This is a genomic window from Pseudoalteromonas sp. 68 DY56-GL68 (genome assembly GCF_041414825.1).
Lineage (GTDB): Bacteria > Pseudomonadota > Gammaproteobacteria > Enterobacterales > Alteromonadaceae > Pseudoalteromonas.
In genome coordinates, this window is sequence record NZ_JAOCZL010000021.1 from 291,161 (window position 1) to 303,224 (window position 12,064).

Consider the following 12,064-nt stretch of genomic DNA (forward strand, 5'->3'; position numbering starts at 1 on the left):
ACAATATGAATGCAGTAATTGTCGGCGTTATGTTGATGCTGGTTTTAACGCTTTGTCGAATTAATGTCATTGTCGCGATGACCGTGAGTGCCATTGTTGCGGGCTTAACCGCAGGCCTTGGTTTAACTGAAACTGTTAATGCATTCAATGATGGCTTATCGGGTGGTGCTGAAATAGCGCTTAGCTATGCGATGTTAGGTGCGTTTGCGGTGGCTATTTCTAAGTCGGGTTTAACACGTATTTTAGCGTCTAAGTTACTTAAGCAAGTAAACGAGAATAGTCATAGAGGCGAAACGACACTTAGTTATCTTATATTAAGTATTATTTTACTCTGTGCGATTTCATCGCAAAATTTAATACCTGTGCATATAGCCTTCATCCCAATACTTATTCCGCCATTGCTGATTGTATTTAATAAATTGCGCCTCGATAGACGCGCTATTGCATGTATTTTAACCTTCGGATTAGCCACTTCTTATATGGTATTACCTTATGGTTTTGGTGGCATTTACTTATACTCCATTTTACACAAAAACCTCACTGAAAATGGCTTAGAGATTGTTAATACACAAGTGCCGATGGCAATGATCATTCCAGCTATTGGAATGTTATTTGGTTTATTGGTTGCGGTATTTATCAGCTATCGGAAACGCCGTAGTTATGAGTCTCATAGCCTAACAGAGCAACAACAAGAGGTTGTGATTGAGCAGCCTAAAAAGGTGTTAGCTGTTGGTATTGCTGCCGTACTTTGCTCTTTAATCGCACAAAATATTAGTGGTTCTATGATCTTAGGCGGCCTTGTTGGTGTAGCGATATTTACCTTGTTTGGTGTTGTAAAGCTTGAGCAAAACGGCGATGTATTCAGTAAAGGCATTGCTATGATGGCGATGATTGGTTTTATTATGATCTCAGCACAGGGCTTTGCTTCTGTGATGAAAGCTACGGGTGATGTCGCTTCATTAGTTACCTCTGCCGCAGGAATGATTGAAGGTAACAAACCACTTGCCGCAGCATTAATTTTACTAGTTGGCTTATTAATCACTATGGGCATTGGTAGCTCGTTTTCAACAGTGCCTATTATAGCCACCCTGTTTGTACCACTTTGTATGGAACTTAATTTTTCGATAATGGCAACCGCTGCATTGGTTGGTACCGCGGGCGCTTTAGGTGATGCAGGCTCCCCTGCCTCAGACTCAACACTTGGCCCAACATCAGGCCTAAACGCGGATGGTCAACACGACCATATTTGGGATTCTGTGGTACCTACTTTTATCCACTTTAATATTCCGCTACTTATTGCAGGCTGGGTTGCGGCTATGGTTTTGTAACTAGATAAACAGTGTAGCTTCTTTTAATGGGGCTACACTAAACTATTCTAAAAAAATAAAAAGAAAGAAATCCCTCATACATCTATTCCTTGTACACACCTTGCTAAATTATTTTAACAGTTGTTGAAGGTAACTTTTAATACTTTTAGTATGATGTGTTCTTTGTATATTATAAATTAAGCACCCGAAGGTACTTAATTTATTTAAAACTTATAGTAAGTGTTATTCGAAACCATTGATCATCTTATCGCAAACTACCGGTGTTGGTCTGTGGTTATCATCAACAGCTACGAACGTGAAGCTACCTGAAATAGCTAAATGCTTGTCATCTTTATGCATTCTTTCTAAAAAGATTTCTACGTCTACTTTAAGGCTGGTATTGCCAACGTGAACAACTTTTGAAATTAGCTCGGCAAATGTACCTGCCGGAATAGCCTCTTTAAAATCAACACGGTCAGACGAAATCGTTACAAGAGGCTTACGACAAAAACGGGTTGCTGCAATAAAGGCGACTTCATCCATCCAAGCTAGCGCATCTCCACCAAACAATGTGTTATGGTGATTTGTACGGCCTGGGAAAACAGTTTTTGTTACTGACGTTGTTGAGTCAATAATACGCTGTGCAATAATAGCGTCACGATCGATTTGTTGTGTCATAGTCTCTACTTTTCATTAGCTAATGTGTCTTGCATCATTAGCGCAGGGTCAAGGCGTTCGTTTTTCCAATTAAAACGCCAGTCTAAATGAGGGCCGGTAACTCGGCCTGTTGCGCCGATCTCAGCAATTTTGTCACCACGCGTAATTTCATCCCCTACTTTTACATCCAATTTGCTTAAATGAATATAAGTCGAGGTAACGCCATGGCCATGGTCAAGAATCAAGGTGCCGCCAGAGTAGTATAAATCGGCATCAGCAAACACCACCGTACCACTTACTGGTGCATACACAGGGCTACCTGTTTTATTGGCAATGTCTAACCCAAAATGTGGGCGGCGAGGCTCACCATTAAAGTAGCGCTGACTACCATAAACACCTGAAATACGCCCACTTGCAGGCTTATAAACCGGATCTAAAAAGTATCGTAAGTCAGAATTTACATGCCTAGCTTTACGTACTGCAACAGCTTCACGGCTAATACGCTCAGACACTTCTTTAGGTGGCGAAACATATTTTTTTGCAACACCCGTGATTTTATCAATTTTGTAATCACGCTTAGTGATTACAATTGCTTGCTCGTGACTCACACCAGCACTATCAACCCAAGAAAGGTTATGATTCGTATCTGCATCACGGCCAAAGCCAAATACAAACTCACCATTTGTTGAAAGCTTAAGTTGCTCGCCATTGAAACTAACACTTTTAGCACCTTCAATTTGGCCAGTAACTAAACCGCCTTGAGTTAAATGTCCTTTTAATTCAACAGCACTTGCAGTTAAAGAAAATAATCCTGCAAATGCTGCTATCAGTAATACTTTATGCATAACTAATAGACCCTTTGCCAACCCCTTCGTAGGCTGTAATTTTTACTTCTGATTCAGGGTATTGGTTTTTAACTTGTGAACTTAAATAATCAGCAATACATTCAACTGTCGTATCGCAAGGTAAAATGTCGCAGCGTGATTTATCTATCACCATTTCAAAATAACCTTGCTGTGATGTATAGGCAAAACACACATCGTTACTCTCAGCACTTATATGTTGAAGTTCAGCTTTACTTATTTCATCTTCAGCTGTCGCTAAGTAAATATCTTGCCATTTATCTGCCCACTCTTTTTGTAAGCGAGGCATAGCCATACCGTCAAGGCTAATTCCAATTTGTGAGCGATGACCATGGATAATACGCTGGCAATTACCATCGTGCTTTTTAAGGCCGTGGCTGTAATGATAGTAGAAGCTTTGGCTATGTTCTGGCTTTAAGCTAATTTCGATTTTTTCGATATTATTAGGAAGCTGGGGCATTATCGTTTTAATTAAAAACTCAGTCACTGAGTTTTCATCAATGATATCAGCATCTATAGAACAAAAGGCTTGATTTGGTGCACTCATTGCTAAGTGATAATTATCACCGAAGTGACAATCTAGCACGCTATGCTCTGCATGCTGTGTTAGTGAACCATTTAATTTTGCTGGCACAGCAAGTTTATGGTCAATACAGTCATCAATAATGCCTTTAATTTGCTTTTTAACTAAACCAAAATCCAGCACCATCGACTCATCATTCAACTGACCATGTAGAGTTAAATCCACAATCCAGCTCTCGCCAACTGCGCCGCGTTTATTACACAAGTAAGAAAAATCAATCACTGTCAGTGAGTTTACAAAAAGGATCATAAATTTCCTTTAGACTGGTTAAAGAATCACAGCAATTATAATGATTTTTACTTCACAATGCGCGGTTTTATCTCCCTTTATCTGTAACAGTTTAATTAAGTGGTCATAAAACAAGCTGAAAATATAAATTATTTAACTGCTCCGAGTTGTTTAGCGTACAAGTGTACGCTAAAGTACATGGCAATTTCTAAGCGACGAATAAGAGTTATGGAACCTAAAAACAGCTATACAAAAGAAGAACTAATCCTTTGCGGTCAAGGTGAAATGTTTGGTGAAGGCAACTGCCGCCTACCTAGCGACAACATGCTTATGATGGATCGCATCGTTTCAATTACTGAAGATGGCGGCGAGCACGGTAAAGGCCAGATCGTTGCCGAGTTAGATATTAACCCTGATCTTTGGTTCTTTGACTGCCACTTTAAAGGTGACCCTGTTATGCCTGGTTGTCTTGGCCTTGATGCAATGTGGCAATTAGTTGGTTTCTTCCTTGGTTGGTCTGGTGGTCCTGGTCTTGGCCGTGCACTCGGTGTAGGTGAAGTTAAATTCACAGGTCAAATCCTACCAACAGCTAAAAAAGTTACTTATCGTTTAGACATGAAACGTGTTATCAAACGTAAATTATTCATGGGTATGGCTGATGGTACTGTAGAAGTAGATGGCCGTGTAATCTATGAAGCGAAAGATCTTAAAGTAGGTCTTTTCCAAGATACAACTGCATTCTAATTTTTTACTTGTTTGCAGATACAAAAAAGCCCCTGCATGGGGCTTTTTTGCGTAAATTAACAGGTGCCTATATTAAGTTTTAAACATATTGCGGTTTTCAATTGCTTCGCGCCAGCCGCCTAACCATTCAGATTTAGGGTCGATTTGTTGATAAGGGCATTGATCTTTGGAACGGCCTGCCAAGCCTGCTTTATAACCTTGAGAATGAGCTCTTTCTAAACGATCTCTTTTCTGTCTCTTCATAGGTAATATCCTCACCTTTTATATTTATAGATATGTAGCGAAATTGACATCTACATTTAATGAATAGTTAATAAAACTGTTAAATTCAAATAGCAAAAAGCAATTAAATAAATTGACAACAAGTAACATGCTGATGCTCAACTGAATTAACATTTTAAATGACTAAGTGGTCGTACCTCTCATCTAAAACCACCTATAAATACACTTAAATTCGGCTAAAAATTTTATCTCTTTTAGCTTCATAATTGTGACCTAAGCCGTTTCGGCAAAGTTCCCATTTAAATTGTAATCATGACAAATTTATGATGATTACAATTTAGGCAATTAATTACTTGCATATTAAAAACCGATCGGTCTAATATTAAGTATGCAAACAAATAACACAACGCCAAGCCGTCGTGGCAGGCCACCAAAAATAGCACGTTCAAATGCAGATACTCGCGCTCTTTTAATTAATACGGGTTTAGCTGTATTAACTGAAAAAGGCTTTAGTGCAACCGGCATTGATTTAATCTTAAAATCAGCGCAGGTACCTAAGGGCTCTTTTTATCATTACTTCAAAAGTAAGAATGATTTTGGCTTAGCACTTATTGATGCTTACGACAGCTATTTTCAAGCAAAGTTAAAACGCCATCTAACTGATGAAAAAATAAACCCGCTTGAAAGAGTTGTACTGTTTGCTAACGACGCCAAACACGGCATGACAAAGTTTGAGTTTAAGCGTGGCTGCTTAATTGGCAATTTAAATCAAGAACTCAGTTACCTTGATGAGCCAATGATAGAACGTATTAAGCAAGCTTACATCAGCTGGCAAGCTTTAATTGAGCAGTGCCTAGTTGACGCAAAGCAGCAAAAGCAAATACCTCAATCATCAGATTGTAAGATGCTTGCTGAGTTTTTCTGGATCGGCTGGGAAGGCGCAGTAATGCGCTCTAAACTTGATAAATCAAGTGAACCACTTACCCTTTATACAGCACAATTTTTACGCTTAATTTTATAAAGCCGTTTTAATACGGTTTTATTTTAACCATTAAAAGACGATCGGTCTAAAAGGAGTCAACATGACAACATCAGTAAAATCGGTAGTTATCAACAAAGATGATCAAGGTTATCGTGCCCACTACACTGACTTTCCTATAGAGAGCATCCACCAGCACGATGTAAATATTGATGTTGACTACAGTACGTTAAATTACAAAGATGCCTTAGCGATTACTGGTAAAGGCCCTGTAGTGAGAACATTTCCTATGATCCCTGGGATTGACCTTGCAGGCACAGTGACAGAGTCTAAGAGCGATGAATTTAAAGTTGGTGATAAAGTCCTGTTAAATGGTTTTGGTGTTGGGGAAAAATACTTAGGTGGTTTGAGTTCAAAAGCGTCTATGAGTGCAGATTGGCTTATCCCCCTCCCCGCTAATTTAACACCAAAACAGGCAATGCAAATTGGTACGGCAGGTTATACCGCAATGCTGAGTATTATCGCCTTAGAAAAACAAGGTATCACACCACAAAGCGGCGAAATACTTGTCACCGGTGCTAATGGTGGTGTGGGCAGTTTTGCAATCTACTTATTAAATAAGCTTGGCTTTGATGTGGTTGCAACAACAGGTCGAATGAATGAAGCAGACCACCTTAAAAAATTAGGCGCAAAACGCGTTCTATCTCGCGATGAATTCTCAGCGCCAGGTAAACCGCTCGCAAAAGAGCAATTTGCTGGCGCAATTGATTCTGTGGGAAGCCACACCCTTGCCAATGTCTGTGCATCTATTAAATACGGTGGTGTTGTAACAGCATGTGGATTAGCACAAGGTATGGACTTTCCGGCAACGGTAGCACCGTTTATCCTTCGTGGCATTAGTCTTATGGGCATAGATAGTGTAATGCGCCCAAAAGCCGACCGAATTGAAGCATGGCAACGTTTAAGTGAGTTAGTTGAAGCTCAGTACCTAGATACTATTTCGCAAGAAATTCCACTTTCTAATGCCGTTGCAAATGCAGAAGCCCTATTAAAAGGTGAAATTCGCGGCCGCGTTGTAGTTAATTGCAAAGAATAGGCGCGAATATAAACATTCTTAGCAAGTTAGCTATAAAACTAGGGTAAAGGCAATTATACTTACCCTAGTTTTGTAATACCGGACAGTCTAATGAGTAATAAAGAAATTTTCAGCAATAACCCACTGCAAGGTGTTGGTATCGAGCAAGTCGTCACAGAGCTTGTCGAACAATATGGCTGGGAATTACTCCACGCCTATATGCGTTTGAACTGCTTTAAGAATAACCCAGATGTAAAATCTGCTGTTAAGTTTTTACGTAAAACCCAATGGGCACAAGAAAAAGTCGAGAACTTTTATTTGTATCGTCTTAAAAACTTACCACGCCCTGACGATGTAAACTACGAATTACCGCCGCGCGATCGTGTGATCCCAGCTGATCAAAAACCAGGTGAACCTTGTGAGTTAAGTTTTACCGATGCAAAACGCATTCATGAGAAGAAAGAAGCGAAGCAAAAAGCCCGTGCCCGTAAGCAGCGTTCAAGTGCCAGTAACCCGTGGGGTAATTAACCCACTAGAAAGTCTTGAGACTGTATGCTGTGAGTTGAAAAGAGCCGCCTATGTGGCGGCTTTTTCAATTAAGGAATAAACGCACATAACCTAAAAAAACTTAAGTTATAGCAGAGAGTGTATAATGGCTGTAAATAAAATTTATAGTTTTTGGCTCGTTATTTTTTTAGTACTAATGCCAACTACAAGTTTTGCCGAAAATGAGGCTGTACTTAAACTGTTAGAAGAAGATGTAAAAAGAAAAATAGTTCTTTTATCGGACAAAATATCTGAATGCAAAGAGATTGCTAACTCATCGTCATTAAAACTTAATACTAAGACATTTGAGAAACTAAATATAGATAGAAACGCTTTTTTGAAATCACTGTTCTACTTAAATGTACGAAATAGAAACTTGTGTGAAAACAGCTTACGTCAATCATTAGCTTTTGCCATTGGTCAATTAGACTTCACACGTAATGAGCTTGGTTTAGGTATATCTGATTACTCAAAATCAAGCTTTGAGCTATTGTATGAATCATCTGAATTATTAAAGATGAAAGTCCACTATGAGATGCAAAGTAAAGCGTTTAAAAATGAGTTAGAAAAACAAATTGGTACCAGCCCTTTTGACTTTAGCCTTGTTACAAAGATGCTTGATTCTTATTAACTCAATCACATGTAAATTAGCCACTACTGTATTTTAGCAAGTTGTAAGATTATATAGCCTATAAATAGCCTTCTTAATTGTGGTTTAAATTTCCATTTAGGTTGATTACTATATTAAAACTGTATTGATATGTTATTTCTTTTCTTATTTTCAAAGGACATGTATGTCTCACTACAACGAATCACCAGAACAAATCACGAATGCAACGCAAGGTTATGTTATGCAGCAAACAATGTTGCGCATTAAAGATCCAAAGCCGTCTCTAGATTTCTACCAAAACGTTTTAGGCATGAAGTTATTGGGTAAATATGACTTCCCTAAAATGGAGTTTACGCTGTACTTTTTAGGCTATGAGCAAGACATGCCAACAGGCACCGATAAAGAAAAAGCACAGTGGGTGTTTCGCCGCCCTGCTCTTATCGAGCTTACACATAACTGGGGCACAGAAAAGGACGACAGCTTTACAGGTTACCATAGTGGTAATGATGAACCAAAAGGCTTTGGTCATATAGGTATTAGCGTGCCAGACGTGTACGCAGCATGCGAGCGTTTTGCAAAATACGATGTTGAGTTTGTCAAAAAACCAGACGATGGCTCGATGAAAGGCCTAGCTTTTATTAAAGACCCTGATGGCTATTGGATAGAAATACTCTCGGCAGAGGGTATCACTGAGATAATTGAAGAGCATAAGTAAGAATTCCATCGTTAATAACCTGCTATTTAGCAGGTTATTTATTTTCCATTCTAAGGTTTCACTTCTAAATATGAGCTTGCTTTAGGATAAAAAATTCTGCGAAGTTTAAATTGAGTTTGCATAAAAATAGACTGCAAAAAGCAAAGGGAGGTACAAAATAGAACTGACACCTGCCAGCAACCGCATCTTATTACGGCCGAGAATTTCAGTAGCATAATCAAGCTTAGGTGACCAAACTAAAGGCAGCAAAGACCAAACTATAGCAACGCATAACCATCCATTCCAAAATAGAGGTGTTAGAAAAACTTTATCTGTTATAAATCCATAAAATCCGAACAAACCCACAGACATAAAGAGCGCATTTGTTATTTCTTCAAATTTAACAAGCTTAGGACTGTCATCTTTACCTGATAGATATCCATATACCTTGAAAGGAAATGGCACGACAGTAATGGCTAGCAAAATAATAAATGATATTAGCCAGAACATATAATAACTCCATTTAATAATTTCTATTCCAATAATTATTATTTGGTCTTCGTCTAGCTTTCAAGCCATCTGATAAAAGCCTAATAACACTCACCTTCACAATTACATACTTGTATAAACAATTCCCATAATTGCAACAAAAAAAACTAATAGACAAAATGTTGAACTTGCTGGTGATTACTCTTTTTATCGGGGGCTTACTTCTCTAGAAGCAGGATTTTTTATTAGGTATAGAGTGAAAATGCGAAAGTTCAGCTTTTTCAACTGCTATGATTGTCCCAATAACATGGTTAGAATTTACATAATCACCACAGCAGGTTTAAATCCCCCTCTATTGGCCGTAAGTACCGTAATAACATAAATCTAAGGAAAGAATCTGCACCAAGTTTACATATTAAAAATTAAACTATTACTTTTGCTTCTTTTAACGCATTAATAAGCACATGATTAGGAAATGTAATTTCTTCTTTACCATTAGATATTACTTTTTTAGAAGGTTCCCCACATTCAGCACATATCTTTATACACCAACCTAAGATAAGCTGTTCTTTCGAAGAACATAAACTATTTTTATTGCAAAACTCTTTAACTGTTTCAAAACTGTTGGAATCCAAACTTTTTAAACTTATAGATTCTAATTTAGAACCTAAAGCATCCAATCTCTGTTCATGCAATAAAAACTGCTCTTTTGTTTTACGTTCTAATTCTTCTCGCTGCTCAATTTCCATAAGTAATGTCTGTGCAAGCCTTTTCACATCAGAATCTTTACTTACGATAGGAGCGGGGTATTCCCCATATTTTGTAAGAGCTGGTACGACTTCATGAAAAAGCCATCTTTGAAATTTTTTCCCTGCTTGACTTGAGTCACTTGAGAGAACTCGATACAAGCCAGGTTGGGTGACGTATACCTCTAAATCATCATTTGATGAATTGGGAATCATTATATATTCGTCATCATCTAAAATTTTAACTTGTGCTTTTAATACATTAACTAATGATTTTGCAATGTGAAGCTCATTTAACTTCCTGTTTTCTTTAGTTAATATAACAAGTATATCTTTCAGTGAAAGATACAAAATATCACCTTTATTAAAAGTCCTTATATCACTTGAACCAGACTCACCTTTATAACAAACCATTACTAAATTATCTTTCACACAAACTCTCAACCTACGACTTCTAGTGTTCCTAATCTATAAGTTTTTAATTTGAATGTACATACTATAGTTCAACTTACCCGCTTTGGATCTCTTGGATAAAACTCATCGGGCTGTTTAGTGCATAAATCAAATTCACGGGTGTTTTTGTAAGGTAGCTTCATAAAGCCTGCCACACCTACATCTGTGATATTAACTGCATATTGCATGAGCTTACTTAATAAACGTTTAAATTCAGGCTCTTTACTGGCATCAAGCAGACGATAGTAATGATGTATTTTCATCCTATCAGGTAAGGCTTCAAAAATGATACAGCCTGTATGGTGTATCTGGTTTAGCTCAAATACGCACTTTATAACCTTTTTCGGGAGCTGCAATTGCTCATCAGGATCTTTACCATCTTCAAAGTAAGAGTGTGGTCTGGTTACATCTGAGGCTTGTACATCCATTACTTCATAATCAAGTTCAGGTAAGTGTTCAAATTTAAACGCACCGGTGCCATCGCGTTCGAGCTGAATGGTTTTGCGCGCATCAAACAAGCAACATTTAAAGAGGCCTTTTTGTTCAATCCCCTGCGCTAACATCACCGTGTTGTTAATCGCATCGGTAAAGGCAGTGCCGAGTGTTTCATCATGCAGAATCAGCGATGATTCAACAAACAGTGAGTTTTCTTTCCAATGAAAACTTAGGCCACCTACTACTGGGTATTTTGCTAATCGGCTTATAGAGGCCAAAAATGCTTTTTCGGTGTCGCCGGTATCAAATAAAAATTCTTTGTAGTATCTATCGAGCTGGGCATCGTTTACATCAAGTAATTGTTGATTATGGTCGGCTTGCCGTAAAAATTGTTTACGGGAGCTATAAACCACGGTATCTGGGTGCTCATCAAACTCACTAAACCAATAAGGAATATGAGGGCGAATGACTTTACGGGGTAACTCAGGGAGGTAAGCTTTGGCCATTGTAGGCATGTTACGCATAAAATAATCACCCGCACCATCACGAGTGGACTTATTTTTTGAAAGCATACCGTCAATAACACGGGCAAGCTCCATGGGTAAATTGAGGCTTGTAGCCGGAATAACCGCAGCTCCAAATCGACACGACTGTGCAGACGCCAGTGCATAAAGGGTTGATGCAACACCTTGCTCATCAAAACGTGGCGATGACTGCCCGCCCGACATTTGCTCATCACCAATAAAATACACATCCCCCATGCGTGCATTAGTGGTGCTGATATCAGCAGACATAAGATCCATAAAATTGCTGGCAACCGGATTACCTTCAGCGTCTATTTGTGCATATACAGAGCTGCCCCAATCCACCAACGACAACTTATTGGTTTGTTCATCATAAACGATGTTAGAGGGTTTAATATCGCCATGCACAATTGGTTGCGGGCTGATGCCATTTTTGTGTTCACGTAAGTCAATAAGAACATTGCGAAGCTTAAGCGCCAGCGCCATAATTTTTGCTGCGCTAAAACGCCCCTGTTTGATGGAGATTTTTTCTAAGTCTTCACCTAGAGCGCGCTCCATCATTAAAATGCCTTGCTTTTTAATGCGCTCAAATGCATAAAATTTTGGCACCAGTGGATTATTCACTTGCGAGAGCATGTACGCTTCGTCTTCTAAACGGTCACGCACACTTTGCGCAAGGGTTATGCGTGAAAACTTAAAGACCCAAGGCATCCCTTCGTCATCAATACCCGCAAATACAAAGCCAAATGCACCAGAACCTATTAATTCAACATCGCTGTAACCAAGCAAGGTTAGCTGTTTAATACAAATGTTAAGCCATTGACGGTGCTTTTTAGCATCATGGTGAGACAGCAAATAAACAGACTGTTCTTCATTAATATAAAAATTGCGGATTTGTTTAGGATTCAC

The 12,064-nt window shown here is 38.7% G+C and carries 14 protein-coding genes; 7 read left to right on the forward strand and 7 right to left on the reverse strand.

The window, feature by feature from the left end:
- Positions 1–5 precede the first annotated feature (5 nt).
- Entirely contained in the window at positions 6–1,328 is a 1,323-nt protein-coding gene (locus NYF15_RS15790) for a Na+/H+ antiporter family protein (protein WP_237118563.1), read from the forward strand.
- Between the two features lie 222 nt (positions 1,329–1,550).
- On the opposite strand, the gene NYF15_RS15795 is transcribed toward NYF15_RS15790, so the two are convergent.
- From NYF15_RS15795 to NYF15_RS15805, 3 genes are read right to left on the reverse strand one after another with little or no spacing between them, the layout of a single operon-like run.
- Positions 1,551–1,985 carry an acyl-CoA thioesterase gene (locus NYF15_RS15795; protein WP_062569076.1) on the reverse strand — a complete coding sequence of 145 codons (435 nt, stop codon included), beginning with the start codon at positions 1,983–1,985 and terminating at the stop codon, positions 1,551–1,553.
- A 5-nt stretch (positions 1,986–1,990) separates the two neighbouring features.
- Positions 1,991–2,809 carry a M23 family metallopeptidase gene (locus NYF15_RS15800; RefSeq protein ID WP_371354066.1) on the reverse strand — a complete coding sequence of 273 codons (819 nt, stop codon included), beginning with the start codon at positions 2,807–2,809 and terminating at the stop codon, positions 1,991–1,993.
- Positions 2,802–3,659, reverse strand: coding sequence for a 6-carboxytetrahydropterin synthase (locus NYF15_RS15805; protein ID WP_371354067.1), 858 nt, complete (start codon positions 3,657–3,659; stop codon positions 2,802–2,804). Before NYF15_RS15805 ends, NYF15_RS15800 begins: the two co-directional genes overlap by 8 nt.
- Positions 3,660–3,866: 207 nt before the next feature.
- On the opposite strand from NYF15_RS15805, the gene fabA reads away from it, so the two are divergent.
- Positions 3,867–4,382, forward strand: a complete 516-nt coding sequence (gene fabA / locus NYF15_RS15810; RefSeq protein ID WP_062569073.1) for a bifunctional 3-hydroxydecanoyl-ACP dehydratase/trans-2-decenoyl-ACP isomerase — start codon at positions 3,867–3,869, stop codon at positions 4,380–4,382.
- A gap of 72 nt (positions 4,383–4,454) precedes the next feature.
- Here fabA and rmf read toward each other — a convergent pair whose 3' ends face one another.
- The gene (rmf, locus tag NYF15_RS15815; RefSeq protein WP_062569403.1) at positions 4,455–4,625 is read right to left on the reverse strand and encodes a ribosome modulation factor; all 171 of its coding nucleotides are present in this window, start codon (positions 4,623–4,625) and stop codon (positions 4,455–4,457) included.
- A gap of 367 nt (positions 4,626–4,992) precedes the next feature.
- On the opposite strand from rmf, the gene NYF15_RS15820 reads away from it, so the two are divergent.
- The 5 genes from NYF15_RS15820 to gloA all read left to right on the forward strand — a co-directional run bounded on the left by NYF15_RS15820 (position 4,993) and on the right by gloA (position 8,529).
- Positions 4,993–5,625, forward strand: coding sequence for a TetR/AcrR family transcriptional regulator (locus tag NYF15_RS15820; protein WP_237118566.1), 633 nt, complete (start codon positions 4,993–4,995; stop codon positions 5,623–5,625).
- A 61-nt stretch (positions 5,626–5,686) separates the two neighbouring features.
- A complete protein-coding gene (locus NYF15_RS15825) occupies positions 5,687–6,679 on the forward strand; it encodes an MDR family oxidoreductase (RefSeq protein ID WP_371354068.1) in 993 nt (330 codons plus the stop codon).
- A 90-nt stretch (positions 6,680–6,769) separates the two neighbouring features.
- Positions 6,770–7,186, forward strand: a complete 417-nt coding sequence (locus tag NYF15_RS15830) for a VF530 family DNA-binding protein (RefSeq protein WP_193988807.1) — start codon at positions 6,770–6,772, stop codon at positions 7,184–7,186.
- Between the two features lie 124 nt (positions 7,187–7,310).
- Positions 7,311–7,835 (forward strand): hypothetical protein, encoded by a 525-nt coding sequence (locus NYF15_RS15835; protein WP_371354069.1) that lies wholly within the window; start codon positions 7,311–7,313, stop codon positions 7,833–7,835.
- A gap of 163 nt (positions 7,836–7,998) precedes the next feature.
- Entirely contained in the window at positions 7,999–8,529 is a 531-nt protein-coding gene (gene gloA, locus NYF15_RS15840) for a lactoylglutathione lyase (RefSeq protein ID WP_371354070.1), read from the forward strand.
- Positions 8,530–8,634: 105 nt separating this feature from the next.
- On the opposite strand, the gene NYF15_RS15845 is transcribed toward gloA, so the two are convergent.
- The 3 genes from NYF15_RS15845 to NYF15_RS15855 form a co-directional block, all read right to left on the reverse strand.
- Positions 8,635–9,018, reverse strand: a complete 384-nt coding sequence (locus NYF15_RS15845) for a hypothetical protein (protein WP_371354071.1) — start codon at positions 9,016–9,018, stop codon at positions 8,635–8,637.
- Between the two features lie 401 nt (positions 9,019–9,419).
- Entirely contained in the window at positions 9,420–10,175 is a 756-nt protein-coding gene (locus tag NYF15_RS15850) for a BRO family protein (protein ID WP_371354072.1), read from the reverse strand.
- A gap of 71 nt (positions 10,176–10,246) precedes the next feature.
- Positions 10,247–12,064, reverse strand: a complete 1,818-nt coding sequence (locus NYF15_RS15855; protein ID WP_371354073.1) for a serine/threonine protein kinase — start codon at positions 12,062–12,064, stop codon at positions 10,247–10,249.